At 35.3% G+C, this 24404-nt stretch carries 20 protein-coding genes and 3 tRNA genes; 11 read left to right on the top strand and 12 right to left on the bottom strand.

The genetic code is table 11. From position 1 onward, the window contains the following. On the bottom strand, nt 1-1284 hold the full coding sequence (gene yfmH, locus HMPREF9188_RS00800) for an EF-P 5-aminopentanol modification-associated protein YfmH (RefSeq protein ID WP_009729571.1): 1284 nt from the start codon (nt 1282-1284) through the stop codon (nt 1-3). Next, nucleotides 1281-2531 carry an EF-P 5-aminopentanol modification-associated protein YfmF gene (yfmF, locus tag HMPREF9188_RS00795; RefSeq protein WP_009729570.1) on the bottom strand — a complete coding sequence of 417 codons (1251 nt, stop codon included), beginning with the start codon at nt 2529-2531 and terminating at the stop codon, nt 1281-1283. The genes yfmH and yfmF overlap by 4 nt, the downstream gene beginning before the upstream one ends. A gap of 158 nt (nt 2532-2689) precedes the next feature. Here yfmF and yaaA point away from each other — a divergent pair, with 158 nt between their 5' ends. Both yaaA and recF read left to right on the top strand, forming a co-directional pair. Continuing rightward, nucleotides 2690-3058 (top strand): S4 domain-containing protein YaaA, encoded by a 369-nt coding sequence (yaaA, locus tag HMPREF9188_RS00790; RefSeq protein WP_000455881.1) that lies wholly within the window; start codon nt 2690-2692, stop codon nt 3056-3058. Nucleotides 3059-3060: 2 nt separating this feature from the next. Then, entirely contained in the window at nt 3061-4152 is a 1092-nt protein-coding gene (recF, locus tag HMPREF9188_RS00785; protein ID WP_009729569.1) for a DNA replication/repair protein RecF, read from the top strand. Between the two features lie 58 nt (nt 4153-4210). Here the strand turns inward: recF and guaB are convergent, their stop codons facing one another. Both guaB and trpS read right to left on the bottom strand, forming a co-directional pair. Then, nucleotides 4211-5689, bottom strand: coding sequence for an IMP dehydrogenase (gene guaB / locus HMPREF9188_RS00780; protein WP_000073415.1), 1479 nt, complete (start codon nt 5687-5689; stop codon nt 4211-4213). A gap of 161 nt (nt 5690-5850) precedes the next feature. Continuing rightward, nucleotides 5851-6876, bottom strand: a complete 1026-nt coding sequence (gene trpS, locus HMPREF9188_RS00775; RefSeq protein WP_009729568.1) for a tryptophan--tRNA ligase — start codon at nt 6874-6876, stop codon at nt 5851-5853. Nucleotides 6877-7071: 195 nt separating this feature from the next. Between trpS and HMPREF9188_RS00770 the strand changes: the two genes are divergently transcribed. Beyond that, on the top strand, nt 7072-8694 hold the full coding sequence (locus HMPREF9188_RS00770; protein WP_000958773.1) for an ATP-binding cassette domain-containing protein: 1623 nt from the start codon (nt 7072-7074) through the stop codon (nt 8692-8694). A 61-nt stretch (nt 8695-8755) separates the two neighbouring features. After that, nucleotides 8756-11308 (top strand): YfhO family protein, encoded by a 2553-nt coding sequence (locus tag HMPREF9188_RS00765; protein ID WP_009729567.1) that lies wholly within the window; start codon nt 8756-8758, stop codon nt 11306-11308. Between the two features lie 21 nt (nt 11309-11329). On the opposite strand, the gene HMPREF9188_RS00760 is transcribed toward HMPREF9188_RS00765, so the two are convergent. After that, nucleotides 11330-13984: a YhgE/Pip domain-containing protein gene (locus tag HMPREF9188_RS00760; RefSeq protein WP_009729566.1), complete on the bottom strand. Its 2655-nt coding sequence runs from the start codon at nt 13982-13984 to the stop codon at nt 11330-11332. Nucleotides 13985-14111: 127 nt separating this feature from the next. Here HMPREF9188_RS00760 and HMPREF9188_RS00755 point away from each other — a divergent pair, with 127 nt between their 5' ends. Further along, nucleotides 14112-14654 (top strand): TetR/AcrR family transcriptional regulator, encoded by a 543-nt coding sequence (locus tag HMPREF9188_RS00755; protein ID WP_009729565.1) that lies wholly within the window; start codon nt 14112-14114, stop codon nt 14652-14654. Between the two features lie 36 nt (nt 14655-14690). Here the strand turns inward: HMPREF9188_RS00755 and HMPREF9188_RS00750 are convergent. From HMPREF9188_RS00750 to rlmH, 7 genes are all read right to left on the bottom strand, one after another. Further along, nucleotides 14691-14764, bottom strand: a tRNA-Asn gene (locus tag HMPREF9188_RS00750). A gap of 5 nt (nt 14765-14769) precedes the next feature. After that, nucleotides 14770-14841, bottom strand: a tRNA-Glu gene (locus HMPREF9188_RS00745). Between the two features lie 51 nt (nt 14842-14892). Then, nucleotides 14893-15645, bottom strand: coding sequence for a competence system response regulator transcription factor ComE (comE, locus tag HMPREF9188_RS00740; protein WP_000866079.1), 753 nt, complete (start codon nt 15643-15645; stop codon nt 14893-14895). Beyond that, complete coding sequence (gene comD / locus HMPREF9188_RS00735) at nt 15642-16961, bottom strand: competence system sensor histidine kinase ComD (protein ID WP_009729564.1); 1320 nt, start codon at nt 16959-16961, stop codon at nt 15642-15644. The genes comE and comD overlap by 4 nt, the downstream gene beginning before the upstream one ends. Nucleotides 16962-16973: 12 nt before the next feature. Next, the gene (gene comC, locus HMPREF9188_RS00730; protein ID WP_009729563.1) at nt 16974-17096 is read right to left on the bottom strand and encodes a competence-stimulating peptide ComC; all 123 of its coding nucleotides are present in this window, start codon (nt 17094-17096) and stop codon (nt 16974-16976) included. 164 nt (nt 17097-17260) lie between these two features. Further along, nucleotides 17261-17334 (bottom strand) — tRNA-Arg (locus tag HMPREF9188_RS00725). Between the two features lie 43 nt (nt 17335-17377). Continuing rightward, nucleotides 17378-17857 (bottom strand): 23S rRNA (pseudouridine(1915)-N(3))-methyltransferase RlmH, encoded by a 480-nt coding sequence (gene rlmH / locus HMPREF9188_RS00720; protein WP_009729562.1) that lies wholly within the window; start codon nt 17855-17857, stop codon nt 17378-17380. Nucleotides 17858-18042: 185 nt separating this feature from the next. On the opposite strand from rlmH, the gene HMPREF9188_RS00715 reads away from it, so the two are divergent. The 6 genes from HMPREF9188_RS00715 (at nt 18043) to ychF (ending at nt 24381) form a co-directional block, all read left to right on the top strand. Then, nucleotides 18043-19233 (top strand): S1C family serine protease, encoded by a 1191-nt coding sequence (locus tag HMPREF9188_RS00715; RefSeq protein WP_009729561.1) that lies wholly within the window; start codon nt 18043-18045, stop codon nt 19231-19233. 57 nt (nt 19234-19290) lie between these two features. Then, the gene (locus tag HMPREF9188_RS00710; protein ID WP_033588872.1) at nt 19291-20049 is read left to right on the top strand and encodes a ParB/RepB/Spo0J family partition protein; all 759 of its coding nucleotides are present in this window, start codon (nt 19291-19293) and stop codon (nt 20047-20049) included. A 216-nt stretch (nt 20050-20265) separates the two neighbouring features. After that, nucleotides 20266-21627 carry a chromosomal replication initiator protein DnaA gene (gene dnaA, locus HMPREF9188_RS00705; protein WP_009729559.1) on the top strand — a complete coding sequence of 454 codons (1362 nt, stop codon included), beginning with the start codon at nt 20266-20268 and terminating at the stop codon, nt 21625-21627. Between the two features lie 158 nt (nt 21628-21785). Next, a complete protein-coding gene (gene dnaN, locus HMPREF9188_RS00700; RefSeq protein WP_009729558.1) occupies nt 21786-22922 on the top strand; it encodes a DNA polymerase III subunit beta in 1137 nt (378 codons plus the stop codon). A gap of 64 nt (nt 22923-22986) precedes the next feature. Beyond that, on the top strand, nt 22987-23181 hold the full coding sequence (locus HMPREF9188_RS00695; RefSeq protein WP_000285184.1) for a DUF951 domain-containing protein: 195 nt from the start codon (nt 22987-22989) through the stop codon (nt 23179-23181). 84 nt (nt 23182-23265) lie between these two features. Continuing rightward, the gene (ychF, locus tag HMPREF9188_RS00690; RefSeq protein WP_001218700.1) at nt 23266-24381 is read left to right on the top strand and encodes a redox-regulated ATPase YchF; all 1116 of its coding nucleotides are present in this window, start codon (nt 23266-23268) and stop codon (nt 24379-24381) included. Nucleotides 24382-24404: the final 23 nt, after the last annotated feature.

Raw genomic sequence — 24404 nt, 5'->3', positions numbered from 1 at the left:
TTAGGCTGGAAAAATTGTAAAATCAACTAGATCACCATTATCAATCAAACGATGCCCAGCTTCAAGAACATCTTCCAAAGTAATTTCCTGTAAAATTTTTGGAAAATCAAAAATCGTTTCTCCGCGATCCATAGGATCGTATTGGTTTGCGATAAATTCCAAGGAGTTCATGCTACTGAAAAGCTCCCCAAACATCTCACTCTTAACAAGATCTAAATGTTCCTCTGTAATATCCGTATCACTACTAAACTGACGAATCGCTTTACGAAATTGATGCGACAGAGAAACAGGCTCTTTGGTATCCATCGTCAATATCACAAAATGAAAGCGACTGTTGACTTCAACCTCAAGTGACAATGACACATCTAACTTCCCAGTCTCATATAACCTTTGAAAACGTTCAGAAGTCCAACCAAACATCATCGTAAATAGCAATTTCAATAAAATATTGTAACGATAAGACTCAGCTTCTGTTATTTGCCCATTACCTCTAATCGCAACAGCAAGTTTGGGTGAAGAAACTTCCATCCGAAGGCTATCTGTTTGCTTCACAGGCTGCAAGGGTAGTTTCTCTTTTGTAACTGTAAACTGTTCTAAAGTCTTCTTTTCCTTTTTCGAAAAGTATTCCTCAACAACTTCCACATCAATATTCCCAACTAAAAACAGTGACATGTTGACAGGCTTGTAAAAGTCTGTAAAGTTCTCTTTTAAATTTGAAACTTGAATCTCAGAAATTGATTTTTCACTTCCAACTATATCTGTTGCTAAAGGAGTATCAGGATAAAGGTTGGCTAATGTTGCAAAAAATAAACGTGAGTCTGGATCATCTTGGTACATTTCTCGTTCTTGCTGAATAATAGCCTGTTCCCTCAAAACAGACTCTTCTGTAAAATGAACATCTCCGACTAACTCATCTAGCAAATCTAAATTCTCTAATAGATGATCAATTGTTGAAAAAAGATAGCTGGTCTTAGTAAAGCTTGTAAAGGCATTACTGTCCGCACCTAATCGAGTAAAAGCTGCCATCATATCCTCAGAATTTTCTCTTTCAAACAATTTATGTTCAAGAAAATGTGCAATTCCTGCTGGATGATGACGTAAACCTTTGTCTAAACTTGTATAAGTTGCATCTACGGAACCAAATTGAACCGTTACAATCCCATAAACCTCATTGAAATCTTGTTTAGGGAGTAAAGAAACTGTCAATCCATTTGACAATTGTGTTTTGTAGACTGTTTCCTTTACAGCAGGATAGTATTTTTCTTCAAAAGTAACCTTTGTCATTCTACTCCTTCCATAAAGTAAATCGCTTGTAACTTCAAACTGTTGGCAGCTTTACATACCGCTTCTTTATCAACACTCTCTAATTTTGCCACCAATCGATCAATATCAAAGCTTGATTTTCCAAATAGAGCATTCAAATAGGCTCTTTCAACCAGGGTCTGTTGATTATCTTGAGCAATCAATAAAGATCTTCGAATCATCTCCTTGGTTTGTTCAAGTTCAAAATCTGTAAAGTTGCCCTTTTTCAGATCTAGCAATTGATGATTCATCATTTTTCTAGCCTGATTTCGATTTTCTCTATCGATACCCGCATACATCCTTAACAGACCACTAAACAAATCCAATTGACTAGATACTGTATAGGCAATTCCAGTATTTTCACGAACGTTTGTAAAAAGTTTCGAATGTGCAAATTCACCCAACAAACCATTCATGACAAGCATGGATAAATGCTCATCATCGCCATATTTTACAGGAGAATGATAGCCTAATTCCAAAATAGATTGCCCAACATTCCTCTGAACCATTCCCTCTCGTAGGACATTCGAATAAGATTGATAATATTGGATAGGAACACAATTCTCTCTAGCTGTAAGGGATAATGACTTCAGTGATTCTGTAATTTCTACTTCATTAAAATCACCTAAGAAAAAGAAATCAATTCGATCATTTTTCAGAGCATCTTGAAAACAAGTGTAGCTACTTTCTGGAGACTCATTTGAAATGCTATTTCGTAAATCACTGTATCTCAATTGAAGACGCTCATCATGGAAGAACAAGCTATCCAACTCCTTATGAGCAAAATAAAATGAATCATCCATATCAGTAGCTAAACTAACCAACAACTGTTTTCTTTCAATTTCAAATAGGGCTGGCTCAAAAGCACCATCTTGAGCTAAGGGAGCAAATAAAGTCTGTTTCACCAATTCCAAAATTCGAGAAGTCAAGACATTCTTTTTACTTAAAAAATCATCCCTCACATAAGTAAACGTTAAGTCAAGAATATGTGCCTGTCCCCTACGATAAGCACTTGTGGAAATATCAGTTCCATATAAACTTGCCAAGTATCTGCGAAATACTTGTGATGTTGGGTAAACTTGATTTGCCGTCTCCAACATACTTGCACTTAACATGCGTCCTGCTATCGTCTCAAGAGATAAGGGAGCAGTAAAACGAATAGTGATTTTATTTGTTTTAAACTTTTTGGATTGAACAAAATGTGCTGAAATTCCAAGCACTAACTCCATACCTTACCTCCTTACATATAGAGTTCTATTATATCACGAAAAGGAAAATATTTCTTATTCTCTTTACCGCTTTTAAAATAAAAATCGTTTTCATTTTCAGTGATTTCGCTCACTTAATTCTAAGAAATATGGTATAATACCTTAGATTGAGGTGAATTATGGAATACAAATTATTTGAAGAATTTATTACGCTCCAAGCCCTCCTAAAAGAGCTTGGAATTATACAAAGCGGTGGTGCTATTAAATCTTTTTTGATGGAACATCAAGTTTCCTTTAATGGTGAATTAGAAACTAGACGTGGGAAAAAGATCCGTATAGGAGATGTAATTGACATCCCTGATTTAAAGATTGACATCACCTTGACACAACCAAGTTTAAAAGAGCAAGAAGAATACCAAGCAGATAAGATTGAAAAAGAGCGGATTGCTAAACTTGTCAAAGAGATGAATAAGGGTGTAAAGAAAGAAAAACAAAAAACTGCTTTATCCCCTAAAACCAAACAAGCTCCACGTTTTCCAGGAAGATAATCATGTGGCTCCAACATTTAACAATAAAAACCTTTCGCAACTACAAAGAGACGAAAATTGATTTCAATCCAAAACTAAATGTCTTTTTAGGCCAAAATGCACAAGGAAAGACCAACATTCTAGAAGCAATCTATTTCTTGGCCTTAACACGTAGTCATCGGACTCGGACAGATAAAAATCTCATTCATTTTGATGAAGAACAACTCCATCTTTCTGGCTTGCTACAGAAAAAAACAGGCTCTATCCCTTTAGAAATTGATTTAACACCAAAAGGGCGTGTAACTAAAGTCAATCACTTAAAACAAGCTCGTCTCTCAGACTACATCGGACATATGAATGTGGTTCTCTTCGCACCTGAGGATCTCCAGTTAATTAAAGGAGCCCCCTCCGTTCGTCGAAAGTTTATTGATATAGAGCTGGGACAAATTAAACCAATCTACTTGTCAGACTTGTCAAACTATAACCATATACTCAAGCAAAGAAACACTTACCTAAAATCCAGTCAAAAGATTGACGAAACATTTCTGTCGGTCTTAGATGATCAGTTAGTAGAGTATGGTTGTCGCGTCATAAAGCATCGGATAAAATTCATCAAAGACTTAGAAAAATTTGGTCAAAAAAAACACTTAGAAATTTCAAACCAATCAGAAGAGTTGTCAATTTCTTATCAATCAACTGTCAACTTCACTAATGAACAATTCTTAATGGATTCTTTTAAAATGGCTTTAGAAAAAAGTAGATCAAGAGATTTATTTAAAAAGAATACTGGTGTTGGCCCTCATCGAGATGACATTGCTTTCCATATCAACGGTATGGATGCTAGTTTTGGAAGTCAAGGGCAACATCGTAGTCTTGTTCTCTCTATCAAACTAGCAGAGATCAAGTTAATGGAAAGTATTACCAACGAGTCTCCGATACTCTTGCTTGATGATGTTATGAGCGAACTTGATAACACCCGGCAACTAAAATTACTAGAAACCATTTCTCAATCTATCCAGACCTTTATCACAACAACAAGTTTGGATCACTTACAAAACTTGCCAGAAAATCTTAGCATTTTCAACATCCAAAACGGTAAAATATCTGTAAATTAAAATTGACACCTTTGTAAACAAAAAGAACTCCTGAATTTCAGGAGTTCTTTTTTACTTCTTACATAGAGTAGTTTGGCGCTTCATTAGTAATTTGTACATCATGAGGATGGCTTTCTTTGAGACCAGCACCTGACATTTCAATAAATTGAGCGTTGTCGTGCAATTCTTTAAGGTTAGCTGCACCACAGTAACCCATACCAGAGCGAATACCACCAATCATTTGGAAGACAATATCAGCTGCTGCGCCTTTATAGGCAACACGACCTTCAATTCCTTCTGGAACGAGTTTGTTTGCTTCATTGATAGAACCTTGGAAGTAACGATCACTTGAACCTTTCTTCATTGCAGCGATTGATCCCATACCACGGTAAGTCTTAAACTTACGTCCTTGGAAAATTTCAGTTTCACCTGGTGCTTCATCTGTTCCAGCAAACATTGATCCAAGCATAACTGCATTTCCACCTGCAGCAAGGGCTTTTACAATATCTCCAGAATACTTGATTCCACCATCAGCAATAATCGTTTTTCCATATTCGCGCGCAACTGCTGCCGCATCATAAATTGCTGTTACTTGTGGGACACCTACACCTGCAATCACACGAGTAGTACAGATAGAACCTGGTCCAATCCCGACTTTGACAACATCCACACCCGCATCATAAAGAGCACGCGCACCTTCTGCAGTTGCAATATTACCAGCAATCAAAGTGCGATCTGGGAAGTGAGCACGAATTTCAGCAATTTTACGTAGAACCCCAGCAGAGTGACCATGGGCAGTATCAATAACAATTGCGTCAGCCCCTGCTTCAAAGAGAGCCTCTGCACGTTCAAATGTATCTGAAGTGACACCCACCGCACCAGCAACTAGAAGACGACCAAATTCATCTTTGGCAGCATTTGGAAACTCAATAACTTTTTCAATATCCTTAATAGTAATCAAGCCAGAAAGACGGCCTTCTTCATCAACCAAAGGAAGTTTTTCAATACGGTGTTCTTGAAGAATGCTCTCAGCTGTTGCAAGATCTGTACCAACAGGAGCAGTAACAAGATTTTCACTGGTCATGTGATTTGAGATTGGCTGATTGTAATCTGAAATAAAGCGAAGATCTCGGTTTGTTAGAATACCAACCAATTTACGATTTTCAAGTGTTTCTACAACTGGAACACCACTGATACGGTAACGTCCCATCAGTTCGTCTGCCTCAGCAATGGTATGTTCTGGAGTCAAGAAAAATGGATCAATAATGACACCATTTTCAGAACGTTTTACCTTGCGAACTTCATCTGCCTGTTGCGCAATAGACATATTTTTATGGATTACTCCAAGACCACCTGCACGAGCAATGGCAATGGCCATTTGACTCTCTGTGACTGTATCCATGGCGGCTGTTATAATTGGGATATTTAAAGTCAGATTATCTGCCAATTTTGTTGTTAAATCTGCATCATTAGGCAACACATGACTTTCTGCTGGAATGAGCAATACATCATCAAAGGTAAAACCTTTTTTCAAAAATTTAGTGTCCCAATTAGACATTGAAGTTTCCTCTTTTCTTTCTTTTTGAGCTTGACTCTTTTTGTATTGTATCTATCATACCATTCTATGGAAATTTGTCAATTATATTTATAGCAGAAAATATAAAAAACTATCCCTGTTATTCTATGGAAGAGATAGTTTTACGATTCATATTTTATCTATTATTTAAAATAATTTAGTCCCATTGCTCCCTTAACTTCAGATAGAGTTTGCCCTGCAACCTCACGAGCTTTTTCACTACCTTTTTGAAGCATATTGTGCACTTCACCCATATCCTTAGCAAATTCGATACGGCGCTCACGAATAGGACCAAGTTCGCGTTCTAATATTTCAAGTAGATAACGTTTCGTCTTCACATCACCAAGACCACCACGTTGATAATGCTCTTTCATATCCGCAATTTCTTGAGCATCTTCAGGACGACCAAACACATCTAGATAATGGAAAACCATATTTCCTTCAATCTTACCTGGATCCTCCACTCGAATATGGTCCGGATCAGTATACATACTCATGACTTTTTTACGCAAAGTATCCGCATCATCAGCTAGATAAATACCATTATTGAGTGATTTAGACATTTTAGCATTTCCATCTAGACCAGGCAAACGTCCTGCTCTCTCATTTTCTGGATAAATACCTTCTGGCTTAACCAATACATCACAATTATAAGCATTGTTAAAGGAACGAACAATTTCACGAGTTTGTTCAATCATTGGTTTTTGGTCTGTTCCTACAGGAACATAATTAGCCTTAAAGGCTGTGATATCAGCTGCTTGAGCGATTGGATAAACCAGAAAACCTGTCGGAATACTTTCCCCAAACCCTTTTTGAGCAATCTCTGTTTTTACTGTAGGATTACGCTCCAAACGAGCTAGTGACACCAAGTTCATATAGTACATAGACAGCTCAGCCAACTCTGGAATCTGACTTTGAATAAAGATAGTGGATTTACTTGGATTCAATCCAACTGCTAGATAATCCAAGGCAACATTCCCAATAGACTCTACAATCGTTTGAGGATCTTTGGCGTGATCTGTCAAGGCTTGTTGGTCCGCCAAAAAAACAAACATCTCATACTTGTCTTCTTCCTGCAGTAATACTCTATTTTTGAGACTTCCAACATAATGTCCAATATGCAATTTTCCTGTTGGACGATCTCCTGTTAAAATAATGGGTTTCGTCATTTTTTTCTCCTTCAAAATAGTCTCTTCAATTATAGCATTTTTTTGTTAAAATAACAGAAAATTATTTAAATCAAACAACCAACTCATTGTAAACAAACCTGTCAATTTAATTGACATAAAATTGACAAACAAAAATTTGAATATTTCTCTCTTTTCTAGTAGAATAAATGTATTACATATTATAGGAGAAAAACATTGCTTACAGTATCTGATGTTTCACTACGTTTTAGTGATCGCAAACTTTTTGATGATGTCAATATCAAATTTACAGAAGGAAATACATACGGATTAATTGGTGCTAATGGTGCTGGGAAGTCTACATTCTTAAAAATCTTGGCTGGTGATATTGAGCCAACAACTGGTCACATCTCTCTTGGTCCAGATGAACGTCTCTCTGTTCTTCGTCAAAATCACTTTGACTATGAAGATGAACGTGCAATTGATGTCGTTATCATGGGAAATGAAAAACTTTATAGCATCATGAAGGAAAAAGATGCTATCTACATGAAGGAAGATTTCTCTGATGAGGATGGTGTGCGTGCCGCCGAACTCGAAGGTGAATTTGCCGAACTTGGAGGTTGGGAGGCAGAGAGTGAAGCGTCTCAACTACTTCAAAATCTTAATATTCCAGAAGAATTGCACTATCAAAACATGAGCGAATTGGCCAATGGTGAAAAAGTGAAGGTTCTCCTTGCCAAAGCACTTTTTGGCAAACCAGATGTTCTTCTCTTGGACGAGCCAACCAACGGTTTGGATATCCAGTCTATTACTTGGCTAGAAGACTTCTTGATTGACTTTGATAACACTGTTATCGTGGTATCTCATGACCGCCACTTCTTAAACAAAGTATGTACCCACATGGCCGACCTTGACTTTGGAAAAATCAAACTCTATGTCGGAAACTACGACTTCTGGAAAGAATCTTCTGAGCTCGCTGCTAAATTGCTAGCAGACCGTAATGCCAAGGCAGAAGAAAAAATTAAGCAATTGCAAGAATTCGTTGCTCGCTTCTCTGCCAACGCTTCTAAGTCAAGACAGGCAACGTCTCGTAAAAAAATGCTTGACAAGATTGAATTAGAAGAGATTGTGCCATCTAGTCGTAAATATCCATTTATCAACTTTAAAGCAGAACGTGAGATTGGTAATGATCTCTTGACAGTAGAAAATCTAACTGTAAAGATTGATGGTGAAACTATCCTGGACAATATTAGTTTCATCTTGCGTCCAGGTGATAAGACAGCTCTTATTGGACAAAATGACATTCAAACGACTGCATTAATTCGTGCAATTATGGGTGACATCGACTACGAAGGAACGGTTAAGTGGGGAGTTACTACTAGCCGTTCTTACTTGCCAAAAGACAACTCAGCTGATTTTGCAGGAGGAGAGTCAATCCTTGACTGGTTGCGTCAATTTGCAAGTAAAGAAGAAGATGACAATACCTTCCTACGTGGTTTCCTTGGTCGTATGCTCTTCTCTGGAGACGAGGTTAACAAACCTGTAAACGTCTTGTCAGGGGGAGAAAAAGTACGTGTCATGCTTTCAAAACTCATGCTCTTGAAATCAAATGTCCTTGTACTTGATGATCCAACAAACCACTTGGACTTGGAATCTATCTCAAGCTTGAACGATGGATTGAAAAACTTTAAAGAATCAATCATCTTTGCTAGTCATGATCACGAGTTCATTCAAACTTTAGCAAACCATATTATTGTTTTGTCTAAGAATGGCGTCATTGATCGTATTGATGAAACCTATGATGAATTCCTAGAAAATGCAGAAGTACAAGCAAAAGTTAAAGAACTTTGGGAAGACTAAATAAGACTTCAAAACTCAGTTGGGGTAACCAACTGAGTTTTCTATCATTCTACGAGGTAACATGAAATCATTTTTTAAAACATATTGGACCTATTTTGTTTCTTTCATCATTCCTTTAGTAATTATGACTGGAGTATACCTAACTCAAGGTATCTACTGGAATAGCGATGTATCTCCACTATTAGGAGACGGTTTCCATCAATACGTTATTTTTGATGTAGCTTTACGAAATATTCTACATGGAAATGGCAGTTTATTTTACACCTTTACAAGTGGCCTCGGACTGAATTTCTATGCTCTATCTAGTTATTACTTAGGTAGTTTTCTTTCACCCCTGATTTACTTTTTTAATCTGTCAAATATGCCAGATGCTGTCTATCTGACCACTCTCTTAAAATTTGGGTTGATTGGTCTGTCAACCTTCTTTAGTTTGAATAGATTATTTAAAGATATCCCAAAATTTTTAAAACTTACCTTATCTACTTCCTATGCTTTAATGAGCTTCACTGTCAGTCAGTTAGAGATAAAAACTTGGCTAGATGTTTTTATCTTAATTCCTTTAATTATAACTGGTTTACACCTACTTATAACACAAAAGAAGCGCCTACTATACTTTACAAGTCTGTCAATCTTGTTTATCCAAAATTATTATTTTGGATATATGACAGCATTGTTTCTTATTTTCTGGTATCTCTGCCAAATTTCTTGGGACTTTAAAACTAGAAAATCATCTTTTCTTGATTTTGTTGTTACCTCCTTTTTAGCAGGAATGGCTAGTTTGATTATGACTCTTCCTACATTGTTTGATTTACAAACTCATGGGGAGAAGTTAACTGCAATCACAAAAATAAAGACAGATAGTAGTTGGTATCTGGATATTTTCGCAAAACAATTCATTGGATCTTTTGATACAACTAAGTATGGATCTATACCAATGATTTTTGTTGGATTGCTTCCTTTTATTTTGACCATTCTATTTTTCACAATAAAATCCATTAAGTTTCACGTGAAACTTACCTATGCAATTTTCTTTACTTTTTTAATAACAAGCTTTTACATAGAAGCCCTCGATTTATTTTGGCAAGGGATGCATACCCCAAATATGTTTTTGCATCGCTATGCTTGGATTTTTTCCACTCTGTTAATTTATACTGCAGCAGAAGTCTTAAATCGTCTGAAAGAACTGAAGCTATGGAATCTATTTGTCTCACTTTTTCTGGTACTAACAGGATTTTTGGCTACTGTCTATTTTAAATCACACTATTCTTTTTTAACTGATTTGAATATCCTACTCACTCTTGAATTTCTTCTAGTTTATGCTCTTTTACTTCTTGCAGTCATTAGAAAATTTATCTCTGTAAATCTATTTGCAATTCTTTTGTCTTTATTTATAATAGCTGAGATAAGCTTAAATGCTTCATCTCAAATGGAAGGAATAGCTAAAGAATGGGCCTTTGCTTCTCGTAGCGCCTATAATAGAGATATCACTGCTATGGAATCCATTCTAAACCAAATTGACAATCCATTTACACGTACTGAAAAACTGCAAATTCAGACTGGAAATGACAGTATGAAATTTAACTACAATGGAATCTCTCAATTCTCATCTGTACGAAATCGTTCAACTAGCACTAGTTTGGACAAACTTGGATTCAAATCCTCTGGAACCAACCTCAATCTCCGTTATGCAAATAATAGTCTTTTAGCAGACAGTTTATTTGGAATCCAGTACAATATTTCTGAAACTTCACTTGATAAGTATGGCTTTCAAGAGATCTATCAAAAGGATCATTTAACCTTATATAAAAATCAACTCTCTTTACCCATTGCCTTTGCCACTCAATCTATTTACACTGATGTAAACTTTAACAATCACACTCTAGATAATCAAGCTTTATTTATAAACCAGCTTGCTAATCTCAACTTAGATTATTTCTCCCAAATAACATATGATAAAACAGATAATTCTGAAGGTTTAACAAGTATCACAGGTTCTACGAATGAAGATGCCCAAATTGATTATCAAATTAAGGTTCCTCAAAATAGCCAAGTCTATCTCTCTTTTTCAAATCTTCATTTTACAAACGATAAGCAAAAGAAAGTTGACATCATTGTCAACGGTGAAAAAAAGTCTTTTACAACTGACAATACCTTTAACTTCTTTAATTTGGGTTATACTGAAGAACAAAAAACTTTCAATATCAGTGTTAGCTTCCCTGGAAATTCTCAGGTATCATTTGAATCTCCAGCCTTCTATCGTTTAGATACTCAGGCCCTAACTGAGGCAATCCAAAAAATTGAAGAACAACCTGTAGAAGTATCCACCTCTAAAAATAAAGTCTTTGCTACATATGAAGTAAAACAAGATACCTCTATTTTCTTCACTATTCCTTATGACAAAGGTTGGTCTGCATACCAAGATGGAAAAAAACTTGAAATTAAGCAGGCTCAAACTGGTTTTATGAAGGTTGATGTTCCAAAGGGAAAAGGTACCATTACACTTTCCTTTATCCCTAATGGTTTTGTTATTGGAGCAGCCTGCTCACTAACTGCCCTTCTTCTTTTTGGAATCTATAATCACAGACGAAATTTATCTAAGACAGAAAAAGATTGACCAATTCCTTGGCCAATCTTTTTAATCTTCTTCCATTTTCTTAGGTTGATAAGCTAGCATACCTAAAGCAGTAAAGAAAGCTAGTGTTATAATAAGGAAAATCACTTGGTGATGAATATTTCCTGTCATAGAGATTGTTTGTCGTAAACCTGATACAGAGTAACTCATTGGTAACCAAGGATTGACACCCTTAAAGAAATCATTTGTCAAAGCAAGTGGATAGGTCCCTGCACTTGATGCTAACTGTAATAAAAGTAAAATAAGAGAGAAGAAAGCTCCTATACGGCTATTCCAAGTTGTTAAAGCTGTAACCATAGACATGAAAGCTAAACTTGTGATTATAATTAGAATCAAGGTCCTCATCTCATGGTTCGCAGTCAATCCAATAAGATGGACACCTCCATAAACTAAAACACCTGCTAAGACAGCTATAATCCCATTTATTTCAGAGCGAGACTTCAACCAAGCCCAGCGGCTCTCTGGATGACGTCCAGAAGGCAACTTAGCAAAAATCATATTAGTAGATATAGCAGCAACAAAAAGAGCAACTGATATCATATAAGGAGCCATGGCAATCCCATTTACAGGAACTTGGTCATTATCTGTTTTTGAGAGAACTAGAGGATTAGATAATGTTTCTGCATTTTCAGATTCTGTTGATGCTGATTTGAGCTGATTATTAGCATTTCCTAATCCTTGTCCTAATGAACCAACTCCTGTCTGTAAATCTTCAAGACCAGAGGTTAAGCTTGTTCCACCATCTGCTAGTTTTCCAGCACCATCTGCAATCTTCATAGCGCCACTTCCTAGTTGAGATGCCGCAGAAAGTAACTGTGTTGATTTATCTGTTAATTGACCAGAGCCAAATTGTAATTTAGTGAGACCTGCTATTAGCTCTGGGCTCTTATTATTCAATTGAGCAGAACCAGATGACAAACTTTCTATACCTGATACTAATTCTGGAGCTTTTCCAGCTAACGCATCTACTCCAGCTGTCAAGGTTGATGTATTTTCTGTCAACTTACTGGATCCAGAAACTAATTGATCTAGACTAGTTGTTAAATTTTCATTCTTTTCACTTAGTTTATTAGCACCTATAGAAATAGTATCTAGTCCCTTAGTGTAGTTTACAACTCCTTTTTCAATTGACTGACTTCCAGGAACTAACTGATTGTCTACAGTAGTTTGTAATTTTGTAAATCCATTTGACAATGTTGTCAAGGAGCTAGATGCTACAGGTAAGAGTTGATTTGCTTTCGTCTGTACATCAGATAGATTGGTTACTTGTTGTTCTGAATTCTCTATACTTTCTTTCAATCCTCCTACTGTCGTTAAAATTGTTTTTGCTGACTCAATAGTAGAATTAGAATTTTTAGAAATAGCTTCTATCAGTTCTTTCTTTTGTTCCTCTGTGAGAGATTGATAAGTAGCTGTTGATTGAAGGTTAGCAATAGTTTTCTCTTGTTCTGTCTGACTTTTGGTCACAATATCCTGAGCAAGAGTTGTTAGATTTTGCAAAGCTTCTGACAATGTACCTTTCAGTTGAGTATTATCTGACATTGTAAGAGCTTGTAGTGTTTTATTTAGTTCTCCTAGACTAGTTGCTAATTGAGTTATTTGTTCATTCTGTTGAGATGAGGAATTCAGTTGATTTGAAATTTCTTTAATACCAGTATTTAATTGCTCCATTCCATCTCTTAGTGCATCTGATTGATTTGATAATTGATTTGTTCCATTAGAAAGTTTTTCTACACTACTTGTATAAGCATTTACACCAACTGAAAATTGATTGAGACCTATATCCAATTGTGAAACCCCACCTGTATAGGACTTTATACCTGTATTCAACTGATTTACACCTGTCACCAATTCAGGAGTTCTTGAGGCCAATTGACCAAGTCCAGTGTCAACCTGTGAGACAGCATTTGTATAACTTTGTAAACCACTATTAAAAGTTCCTAAACCAATATGTAATTGCTCTATAGCAGACACATAGCTAGATAAGCCTTTTGTAAATTGATTAGCTCCATTTGAAAAAGTTACACTTGAGTTAGCTAGAGTATTGAGATTTGTCGTCAATGTTTGACTTCCTTTTGCTAACTGATTAGTTCCATTAGCCAGTTGCTCACTTCCATCAGCTGCTTTATTTATCCCAGACTTCAAGTCACTCATTTTTTGAAATAGTGCCTTGGTGTATGTTTCAGTTACATTCGTAGAGACGGTTTGTTTTAATTGTGTCATTGCAGAATCACTCATCTTACTTGCAATAAAGCTACGGCCACTTGAAGTTTGATAATCAATTTGCATCTGTTCAGGGTGATTTGTTAGGATCGAAGTAGCTTTTTCAGATAGATCACTTGGTAAAGTCACTACCATATAATATTCGCCATCCTCTAGCCCCTTTTTCCCCTCTTCTTCATTGACAAAATGAAAATCTAAAGCCTTATTTTCTTTTAAATTAGACACCATGTCTTTTCCTATGGCCATTGTATTTCCATTATAAGAAGCTTCCTTGTCATTATTAACAACTGCTACAGGTAACTCCGATACTTGACCATATGGATCCCACATTGACGATAAAAATATGATATTGTATAAAGCTGGAATAAGAGAAATTCCTATCATTACAATAATGAATGTCGGTTTTTTAAAAATTGCTTTCCATTCTTTAAACATATTTCCTCCTTTTTTAAACATATTGTCTAAATTTTTGATATAATAGATTATACATTAAAAAATCTAAATTACAAGATAAAAAATATTTTTTTAGACATATAGTCTAAATTGTTCATAAGGAGAAACTATGGAAGAAAGTAACAAACGATTAAAAACAAAGAGAAATATTGAAAATGCCATGGTTCAATTATTGATGGATCACCCCTTCGATCAAATTACTACAATTAAATTAGCAGAAAAAGCTGGAATTAGTCGTTCTAGCTTCTATACCCATTACAAGGATAAGTATGATATGATTGAACACTATCAAAGTAAGTTATTTCATACATTTGAGTATATCTTCCAAAAACATGCTCATCATAAAAAAGATGCCATTTTAGAAGTATTTGATTATTTAGAGTCTGAACCATTATTAGCTGCTCTTTTATCTGAAAATGGTACCAAAGAAATCCAAAATTTCTTAAGAAATAAGCTTCATATCATGCTGAGCACGGACCTTCAGAAGCGCTTTATGCAACTACAACTAAATTCAATTGAATTAGAATATAGTAGCATTTATCTGACAAATGCCCTATTTGGAGTTTGTCAAACTTGGATTGCTCATGGAAAAAAAGAAAGTCCGCAAGAAATGACAGACTTCCTTATGAAAATGCTAGGTGATGTCAACTAAAAGAAAAAGAACACCAGATGGTGTTTTTTTATCTAACTCCGCCAGTAGGACTCGAACCTACGACATCATGATTAACAGTCATGCGCTACTACCAACTGAGCTATGGCGGATAAAATAGTCCGTACGGGATTCGAACCCGTGTTACCGCCGTGAAAAGGCGGTGTCTTAACCCCTTGACCAACGGACCATCTATCTGTAGCAGATATAACCATTATATCAATTTCTTACTTATTGTCAATCACTTTTTAGATTTTTTCTCTAGAATATCTTTTAATTTACGAACTTTCAAACGGGTAATGGGACAACGATGATCTTCATAAAAAACAACTTCTAAATTCTTTCGATCAATTTCTCTCACATTTCCCACATTGACAAGGAAAGATTTATGGGAGCAATAAAATCGCTGAGTATGTTTGTCCTTCTCCTGAATATCTGTCATAGTTCCATAAAACTCTTTGGCAAAATTCTTACCAATAATTCGCAATTTATGAGAAACACCTGTTGTTTCGATATACAGAATATCATGGTAAGGAATTTTCAAATCATTTCCCTTATAGTTGTAATCAAAATAGTCTACAACATCTTCGTTTTCAAGCAGCATGCTTTTGGTATAGAAGATACTCTGCTCGATACGTTTTTTGAACAATTCATCATTGATGTCCTTATCTACAAAATCTAAAGCTGATACCTGATACTTATAAGTTAAAGTAGCGAATTCAGATCGACTGGTGATAAAGACAATAATAGCATAAGGATTGTGATGACGAATAAACTGTGCCACTTCAAATCCCTTTTTCTCAATTCCATGAATATCGATATCTAGGAAATAAAGCTGGTTTACCTCATCATTTTCAATATATTCCTTAAACTCACGAACTTTTCCTGTTGTCTTATATGAAATAGGAATATTCGATTCCTCAGAGATTTCATTCAATATTCTCTCAAGTCTCACTTGATGCTCAATAACATCTTCTAAAATTAATACTTTCATTCAAATTCTCTCTTAAATCTAATAATTTGTCTAAATGTGTTGTCTTCCATCTCTGTTTCTAAAATAATGTTGTCATACTTATCTAAAATCTCTTTGACATTATTAAGTCCTAGACCTCTATTTCTTCCTTTGGTAGAGAAACCTAGGGCAAATAAATCCTCTGAAGGCGTCATAGTGATTTTGCATGAATTCTGGATAACTATAACTGTTTCAAAATCCATTTTAATGACTGCAACTTCCATTTGTTTCAAGTAACTATCTGCAGCACCTTCAACAGCATTATTTAATAAAATGCTCATGATACGAACAAGATCAAGTAAATCTATTGACAGTCTAGTAATGATATCCTTTACTTCCAATGTAAACTCTACATCATTTTTTCGTGCATAGACAATCGATTGAGCAATTAAACTTCGTAAAGCAGAATCTTCTATGTTATTTAAATCAAAGTAAGTATATTTGTCTGATCTCAATTTCTGATTTGCTTTTACTAGGACTTCATTGTAAACCCTGTTAATTTCTTGTAAATCTCCACTGTCAATCGCCATTTGCATGCTGACAAGCATCCCTGCATAGTCATGACGAAAACCTCGAATTTCATTATACAACTCCACAATTTCATCAGTATAAGTCTGTAAATGTTTTTGTTCAAATTTCTTTTGTTTTAGAGCAATCTCTTTTTCAATTTGAACCTTGTGAGAATTCATTGCAAAGAAAATCAATAACAAGCAAATAAAAACAATGGTTGATAAAATACTTCCGAAGCTATTTAAATGATGAGTTGTACTTACTATATCTGAAATAAACAATAAGATATGCAAACCAAAGAAAGCAACTATTACTTTTTTTAAAAAAAGGTACAGATAATCTTTGTCAAAATATGTTATTTCCAAATGGAAATAACGACTTATTTTTATAATAATAAAATAAGTCAACAACAATACTACTAGAAAGAATATACTTTCATAGTGTAATGCAAGCTCATCACCTGTTATCGAGGATAGGGTTACAGCTATAAAAGTATGAGTACTATGATATAAGAGAGAAAGCAGGAAACTTAGGAATACTCCCCTATACTTATCAAACTTTTTAAACCATATAAAATAAGCGTATAAAATAAATGGATATAAAAATTTTTCAATCCCTAATCCACTTAAGTATATAGAATAGAAGAAAAATTCAACTACAAATTCTACTATTACTGTATAAAAAATAAAGAAGTATTGTTCTTTTCTAGTTGTGTTACAAATCAAATTATAACTTTTACTAGTAATAAAAATATGTAATATAACGCTTATTATTGCGAAAAAATCCATTCTTTTCTCCCTTTACTTTCTTTTAAAAAAATAAAATAAAAAATTATTTTCCTTTCTAATTTCCCCACCCCGAATCTTCTGCAATTCTGCCTCTGTTACTTCTTTAAATTGTTCCAACTTTACTGTATTTTTCATAATGAAATCTCCTGTATTATTTTTTCTTGTAAGTTAACTTACACACCTATTATACAAAATGAAGACCATGTAAGAAAAAATTCTTCCCAACTGTACATTTTTGCACCTGAAACGCACTTTTTTAAGAAAAAAGCTGGGAAAACTCCCAGCTTTGCATCTAAAATTGATCCCAGCAGGATTCGAACCTGCGACCGTTCGCTTAGAAGGCGAATGCTCTATCCAGCTGAGCTATGAGACCTAACATGAACATTCTATCAAAAAACAAGAGCTAAGTCAATCTTCTATTTGTGATAAGGAGATCCCTGCTGAATTGTAAAAGCTCGGTAAATTTGTTCAATTAAAACCAATCTCATTAACTGATGTGGTAAGGTTAGACGTCCGAAACTGACAGAAAGATTAGCCCTATTTTTTACACCAGGAGCTAGACCTAAACTTCCGCCAATGATAAAAGTAAGAGTTGAGTAGCCTTTTATAGAAGCCTCTTCTAATTGCTTACTAAATTCCTCTGAGGAGAATGTTTTTCCTTCTATAGCCAAGACAAGGACAAAATCCCTTTCTCCAATTTTAGAAAGAATTCTAGCACCTTCTGTTTCTAAGATTTTTTGATTTTCTATTTCACTAGCTTTATCAGGTGTTTTCTCATCAGCAAGCTCAATCATTTCTAATTTTGCGAAACGTGAAATTCGTTTGCTATATTCAGCAATACCATCTTTAAGATATTTTTCTTTCAGTTTTCCCACTGTTACAATTTTTATTTTCATTCTTCTATTCTACCATATCCACACTTTATTTCACATCTTATACACATCAAAACCATCTAAAATAACAAGCAAATTCACAGAATGAAGTGAGTTATCCACAACTTGTGTAAAACTTTCAAACTTTTAAGTTTGGATTAAGTTAATAGGTTTATAATCTTGACAAACAATAACAAACGGAGGCGTTTATGAAACACTTACAAAAATTTTACAAAAAAGGAGTAAAAGTTCTTGTAATCATCCTAATAGGTTTTTTAAGTGGTGCACTAGGAAGTTTTGTAACATTACAACTTTCTCAAAAACAAGGAAACCAAGCTACAAATAATAATTCTAATACTGTTACCCAAACATCCTATAAGAATGAAACCTCAACTACCCAAGCAGTCAATAAAGTTAAAGATGCCGTTGTATCTGTTATTACTTATTCATCAAATAGACAAAGTAGTCTATTTGGAACTGACGAAACAGATACTGATCCTGATTCGCAACAAATTGCAAGTGAAGGTTCAGGGGTTATCTATAAAAAGAATGGGAATGATGCCTATCTTGTAACAAATACTCACGTTATCAAAGGAGCTTCAAAAGTTGATATCCGCTTGGCAGATGGTACTAAGGTCCCTGGTGAGATTGTAGGATCTGACACCTTCTCTGATATTGCTGTCGTAAAAATCTCTTCAGAGAAAGTAACAACCGTAGCTGAATTCGGTGACTCTAGCCAACTTAACGTAGGGGAAACAGCGATTGCAATTGGTAGTCCGCTAGGTTCTGAATATGCCAATACAGTTACACAGGGAATCATCTCAAGTCTTGATCGAACTGTATCTCTAAAATCTGAAGATGGACAAGCTATTTCTACAAAAGCTATTCAAACAGACACTGCTATTAACCCAGGTAACTCAGGTGGTCCACTTGTAAACATTCAAGGTCAAGTTATAGGAATTACATCAAGTAAAATCGCAAGTAACGGGAAAACATCTGTAGAAGGTCTTGGATTTGCAATTCCTTCAAACGATGCACAAAATATTATTAAACAACTGGAAACTGACGGTAAAGTAACTCGTCCTGCTCTTGGAATTCAAATGGTCAATTTGGCTAATGTTGGAGCGAATGATCTGAGAAAACTCAACATTCCAAGTAGTCTTACTTCAGGTGTAGTTGTTCGATCTGTTCAAAGTAATATGCCAGCAAATGGACATCTTCAAAAATACGACGTCATTACTAAAGTTGACGACAAAGAGATTGCTTCATCAACAGACCTACAACATGCTCTTTATACTCATGCTGTAGGAGATACTATAAAAGTAACCTACTATCGTAATGGTAAGGAGGAAACAACTTCTATTAAACTTGATAAGAATTCTGGTGATCTAGAGTCTTAATTGACATCAGTGTAAAGAAAACTTTACAGATAGTAAAAGATATGTTAGTGTAGAATCATGGAAAAATTTGAAATGATTTCTATCGCAGAAATACAAAAAAATCCTTACCAACCTCGAAAAGAATTTGATGCAGATAAACTAAAGGAATTAGCTCAATCAATCAAAGAAAATGGTCTCATCCAACCAATCATCGTTCGTCAATCTCCTGTAATTGGTTATGAAATTCTTGCAGGAGAGAGACGATACCGGGCTTCTCTCTTAGCTGGTCTGACCTCTATTCCAGCCCTTGTAAAACACCTCTCAGATCAGGAGATGATGATCCAATCTATCATTGAGAATTTGCAGAGAGAGAACTTAAATCCAGTTGAAGAGGCACGCGCCTACGAATCTTTGGTAGAAAAAGGATTTACTCATACTGAGATAGCGGATAAAATGGGAAAATCTCGTCCTTATATCACTAATTTTATTCGTTTGCTTTCCCTACCAGAGCATATCTTATCTGAAGTGGAAAATGGAAAAATATCTCAAGCGCATGCACGTTCACTAGTTGGTTTGGATAAAGAGCAACAAGAATATTTCTTCCAATTAATCAAAAACGAAGACATCTCTGTGAGAAAACTAGAAACACTGCTGACAGAAAAAAAACAAAAGAAACAGAAAAATAGTGACTCTTTCATCAAAGATGAGGAAGATAAATTGAAAAAACTTCTTGGAGTGAATGTAGAAATTAAACTTTCTAAAAAAGATACTGGAAAGATTGTTATTTCTTTTTCAAGTCAAGAAGAATATGACAGAATTATCAACAGCCTGAAATAAGGCTGTTCTTTTATTTTCTTAATCAACAACTTTATCCACTATTTTTATTAGCAAAAGACTTACTAAATCAAGGATTTTTCTATTTATCCCCAACCTGTGGATAAATACTGCTAACATTGTGGATTCTTTTCCCCAATCTGTGGAAAAATCCTGCTATCTATGGTAAAATAAGTCTAACACTAAACTACTAAAATCATAGAAAAGGAGGAAAAATAGTTGAAAGAAAAGCAATTTTGGAATCGTATTTTAGAATTTGCTCAAGAAAGATTAACTCGATCTATGTATGATTTCTATGCTACACCTGCTGAACTCATCAAAGTAGAAGAAAATACAGCTACTATATTTCTACCGAGATCAGAGATGGAAATGGTGTGGGAAAAGCAATTAAAAGATATTATTATTGCTGCTGGTTTTGAAATTTATGATTCTGAAATCAAACCTCACTATATTTTCACTAAACCTCAGAGTACAGAATCTCCTCAAGTAAATGATACGAATAGTGTCTCTACTTACGATTACACACCTGCACTACCAACGATTCCCTATTCCGAAACAGGGTTAAAAGAAAAATATACCTTTGATAACTTTATTCAAGGTGATGGGAATGTTTGGGCGGTATCCGCTGCATTAGCTGTATCTGAAGATTTAGCTCTTACCTATAATCCTCTTTTCATCTATGGAGGACCTGGTCTTGGAAAGACTCACTTGCTCAATGCGATTGGAAATGAGATTTTGAAAAATATTCCTGATGCGCGTGTCAAATACATTCCTGCCGAAAGCTTTATCAATGACTTTCTTGAACACCTGAGACTTGGGGAAATGGAAAAGTTCAAAAAGACTTACCGTAGCCTTGATCTCTTATTGATTGATGATATTCAATCTCTCAGTGGCAAAAAAGTCGCGACCCAGGAAGAATTTTTCAATACCTTCAATGCTCTTCATGATAAACAGAAACAGATTGTTCTAACCAGTGATCGTAGTCCTAAACACCTAGAAGGCCTTGAAGAGAGACTTGTCACGCGCTTTAGCTGGGGATTAACACAAAATATCACCCCTCCTGACTTTGAAACACGTATCGCCATTCTTCAAAGTAAAACAGAGCATTTGGATTACCATTTCCAAAGTGATACTCTGGAATACTTGGCTGGCCAATTTGATTCAAATGTTCGAGAACTGGAAGGAGCAATCAATGATATCACTTTAATTGCCAGAGTGAAGAAGATTAAGGATATCACTATTGATATTGCTGCTGAAGCTATCAGAGCACGTAAGCAAGATGCACGCCAGATACTTGTTATTCCAATTGAGAAAATCCAAACTGAAGTTGGTAATTTTTATGGAGTGAGCGTCAAAGAAATGAAGGGGACGAGACGAGTTCAAAACATCGTTTTGGCACGTCAGGTTGCTATGTATCTAGCTAGAGAACTGACAGATAATAGTCTTCCAAAAATAGGAAAAGAATTTGGCGGAAAGGATCACACCACCGTTATTCATGCCCATGCCAAAATTAAATCACTGATTGACGAAGACGATAATTTACGTTTAGAAGTAGAAGCGATCAAAAAGAAAATCAAGTAGTTTGTGGATAACTTTTTATTTTTTATCTTTTTTATCCACATTTTTTAAACAAGCTCAAAAGCTTGAATTTACTAAATAGTTTCCAGTTTTCCACAGAATTCACACACCCTATTATTACTATTAACTTTCTAATACTAAAAATAAATAAAGGAGAATCCATGATTCATTTTTCAATCAATAAAAATTTATTTCTACAAGCCTTAAATACTACAAAACGGGCAATTAGCTCAAAAAATGCTATTCCAATTTTATCAACAATTAAAATTGATGTTACAAATGAAGGAATTACTTTAATTGGCTCAAACGGGCAAATTTCTATTGAGAATTTCATTTCTCAAAAGAATGAAGATGCTGGTCTTTTAATTACTTCTTTGGGTTCGATTCTTCTTGAAGCTTCTTTCTTTATCAATGTTGTATCTAGTCTTCCAGATGTAACGCTAGATTTTAAAGAGATTGAACAAAAACAAATTGTCTTAACAAGTGGTAAATCAGAAATTACTCTAAAAGGAAAAGATAGCGAACAGTACCCACGAATCCAAGAAATTTCAGCAAGCACACCTTTGATTCTTGAAACAAAACTGCTCAAGAAAATTATCAATGAAACAGCTTTTGCTGCAAGTACGCAAGAAAGTCGTCCAATCTTAACTGGTGTCCATTTTATTTTGAGCCAACACAAGGAACTAAAAACAGTTGCAACAGACTCTCATCGCCTTAGCCAGAAAAAATTGACTCTTGAAAAAAATGGAGATGATTTCGATGTAGTAATTCCTAGTCGTTCTCTACGCGAATTTTCAGCGGTATTTACGGATGATATTAAAACTGTGGAGATTTTCTTTGCAAATAATCAAATCCTCTTTAGAAGCGAAAATATTAGTTTCTATACTCGTCTACTAGAAGGTAATTATCCTGATACAGATCGCTTGATTCCAACAGACTTTAACACTACAATTACTTTTGATGTGGTTAATTTGCGTCAATCTATGGAGCGTGCACGTCTCTTATCAAGTGCGACTCAAAATGGTACTGTGAAGCTTGAAATTAAAGGTGGAGTTGTTAGCGCCCATGTTCACTCTCCAGAAGTTGGTAAAGTAAACGAAGAAATCGATACGGAGCAGGTGACTGGTGATGATTTAACTATTAGTTTCAACCCAACTTACTTGATTGATTCCCTCAAGGCTTTAAATAGCGAAAAGGTAACTATTAGCTTTATTTCAGCTGTTCGTCCATTTACTCTTGTGCCAGCAGATACTGACGAAGACTTCATGCAGCTCATTACACCAGTTCGTACAAATTAAGTGAAAGAGGTTGAGCCTGGCTCGCCTCTTTTATGATATAATCGAAAAAGAAAAGGAGAGTAGTATGTATCAAGTTGGAAATTTTGTTGAAATGAAAAAACCACATGCTTGCACCATCAAGTCAACAGGTAAAAAGGCCAATCGTTGGGAAATTACACGTGTAGGGGCAGATATCAAAATAAAGTGTAGCAATTGTGACCACCTTGTCATGATGAGTCGCTATGATTTTGAACGAAAAATGAATAAGATTATTGACTAAGAACCCTTAGTTAGAGGGTTAGCAAGTTTTCCCTTTTTGTGTTATAATGTTAGGGATTGAAATGAGAACGGAGAATGAGAAACTATGGCTTTAACAGCAGGTATCGTTGGTTTGCCAAACGTTGGTAAATCAACCCTTTTTAATGCAATTACAAAAGCAGGAGCAGAGGCAGCAAACTACCCATTTGCGACTATTGATCCAAATGTTGGGATGGTAGAAGTTCCAGATGAACGCCTACAAAAACTAACGGAAATGATTACTCCTAAAAAGACAGTTCCAACAACCTTTGAATTTACAGATATTGCAGGGATTGTAAAAGGAGCATCAAAAGGAGAAGGTCTAGGAAATAAATTTTTGGCCAATATTCGTGAAGTAGATGCGATTGTTCACGTAGTTCGTGCTTTTGATGATGAAAATGTTATGCGTGAGCAAGGACGTGAAGACGCCTTTGTGGATCCACTTGCAGATATTGATACCATTAACCTGGAGTTGATTCTTGCTGACTTAGAATCAGTCAATAAACGCTACGCGCGTGTAGAAAAGATGGCACGTACGCAAAAAGATAAAGAATCAGTAGCAGAGTTTAACGTCCTTCAAAAGATTAAGCCTGTTCTTGAAGATGGAAAATCAGCTCGAACTATTGAATTTACAGATGAGGAACAAAAGGTTGTCAAAGGTCTCTTCCTTTTAACCACTAAACCAGTTCTTTATGTTGCCAATGTGGATGAGGATGTAGTTTCAGATCCAGATTCTATCGATTATGTGAAGCAAATTCGTGAATTTGCAGCGACAGAAAATGCAGAGGTAGTTGTTATTTCCGCGCGTGCTGAAGAAGAAATTTCTGAGTTAGATGATGAAGATAAACAAGAGTTTCTTGAAGCACTTGGCTTGACAGAATCAGGTGTTGATAAGTTGACTCGTGCAGCTTACCACTTGCTTGGACTCGGAACTTACTTCACAGCTGGTGAAAAAGAAGTCCGTGCTTGGACCTTTAAGCGTGGTATGAAAGCTCCTCAAGCAGCTGGTATTATCCACTCAGACTTTGAAAAAGGTTTTATTCGTGCAGTAACCATGTCATATGAGGATTTAGTGAAATATGGATCTGAAAAGGCTGTAAAAGAAGCTGGGCGCTTGCGTGAAGAAGGAAAAGAATATATCGTTCAAGATGGCGATATCATGGAATTCCGCTTTAACGTTTAATAACATTTAATAAATAGTGTCAA

This window comes from Streptococcus sp. F0441 (assembly GCF_000314775.2).
Classification (GTDB): Bacteria; Bacillota; Bacilli; order Lactobacillales; family Streptococcaceae; genus Streptococcus.
Note: the sequence above shows the minus strand (reverse complement) of the source record. Positions and strands in the feature narration are given on the sequence as shown.